Annotated in this window: 1 protein-coding gene and 1 pseudogene; both read right to left on the bottom strand. The window is 71.4% G+C overall.

The window, feature by feature from the left end:
- Positions 1–506, bottom strand: a pseudogene (locus G3I65_RS27690) (hypothetical protein); the annotation flags it as partial.
- A 110-nt stretch (positions 507–616) separates the two neighbouring features.
- Complete coding sequence (locus G3I65_RS27685; protein WP_160698719.1) at positions 617–1,312, bottom strand: haloacid dehalogenase-like hydrolase; 696 nt, start codon at positions 1,310–1,312, stop codon at positions 617–619.
- Between the last annotated feature and the right edge of the window lie 266 nt (positions 1,313–1,578).

Here is a 1,578-nt window from a genome sequence, read left to right as displayed (position 1 = left end):
GGCCGCAGCGTCGCGCTGGCGACCGCGACCGCGGCGAGCGCGCCGCCGGAGAACCCGACGTCGAGGCTGCCCGCGACCCGCTCGGCCCACAGCCAGCCGGAGTTGCGGCACAGCGCGAGGAACTGCGTGGCGACGAGGACGGACGCGAGCTGGCCGCCGATGGTCACGGCCATCGCGCGCCGCGTTCCCAGCTGCCACTCGGCGAAGCCGGCGAAGAGCGCGAAGCTGCCGACCATCGGCAGGTAGTACCACGGGATGACGGCGAAGAACGGCCCGGTGAACATGGTCCACCACCGGCCGGCCTCCAGCGACGGCAGTCCGTAGGCGATGAACGGGTAGGCCGCGCGGTCTTCGGCCGCGCTCCACAGCGCGCCGGACGCGACGGCGAGCACCAGCATGGCCGCCGTGACCGTGCTGGTGAACGGCAGCCGCTCTCTGAGCACCGCGACCGTGCTCCGGACGCGTCCCCCTCCGGCGAGCTTGCCCGCCGCCCCTGTTTGAGTCATGGGAAGAGTCTGGCGAGCCGCGTCGTCCGGGGACATCGGGCAAGGGAACGAGATTTCCCCTAGGGGAAATCGTTCTTTCGGCTGAGGGTTCCCCCCTCTTCAGGAGGAGATCAGCCGAACACGGCCTCGCGGACGGCGTCGGTGTCGGCGAGGTCCGGCAGGACGGTGTGCGCGCCCGCGGCGGCCAGTTCTTCGGCGGAGAAGTGGCCGGTCGCGACGGCGACGGAGACCGCGCCGTTGTCGAGCGCGGCCTTAACGTCGTTCGGGGTGTCACCGATGACGACGACCTCGCCGGCCTCGAACTCGGTGCCGTGCTTGGCCGCGGCCAGCCCCACGGCGTGCGGCACCAGGTCGGGGCGGTGCACCGAAAGCGTGCCGTAGCCGCCGATCTCCAGGTCGAGGTGCTCCTGGAGGCCGAACGCGGCGAGCTTGTGCCGCGAGATCTCCGGCAGGTTGCCGGTGACCAGCGTCTGGACGACGCCGTCGTGCCCGGCGAACGCGGTCAGCGCCTCGGCCGCGCCCGGCAGCACGCGGGCCTCTGCCGGGAAGCGGTGGGCCGCGCGTTCGGATTCCGCTACGAGGGCCTTGAACAGCGCTTCGATCGTCTCCTGCGCGGCCTCGAAGCCGTTCGCGGTGAGCAGGTCGGTCGTCGTGGCGAGCTCCGTGCGGCCCCCGAACACCGGGTTGACGCGCAGGGTGGCCCCGGTCGCGGCGGTGAACGCCGTCGCGTACCAGGCCGAGCCCAGTTCGGTGAAGTCCACGAGGGTGTGGTCGATGTCCCAGAGCACCAGCCGCTTCTTCGTCACGGGTTCGAGGTTACCGGCGTCACTATTCAACACGTGTTGACTTCACGGGCGGTGTGGCCTTAGCGTTGAATTCAACAAGCGACGAATACTTGGAGGTTGTCATGACCGGTCCTGTCCGGCGCCCCGCCGGGGCGCTCGCCCTGGTCGCCGCCGTGGCCGGCGCCCTGGTGGCGGTGGTGCTCGGGTTCCTTACCTTCGGCGCGCAGGCCACCGTCGCGCCGCACGGCGTCCCGGTCGCCGTCGCCGGGCCGCCCGAAATCGCCCAG

Origin of the sequence: Amycolatopsis sp. SID8362 (genome assembly GCF_010550475.1) — a bacterium.
GTDB lineage: Bacteria > Actinomycetota > Actinomycetes > Mycobacteriales > Pseudonocardiaceae > Amycolatopsis > Amycolatopsis eburnea.
The sequence above is the reverse complement of the archived record's forward strand: the minus strand, read 5'-3'. Positions and strand labels throughout refer to the sequence as shown.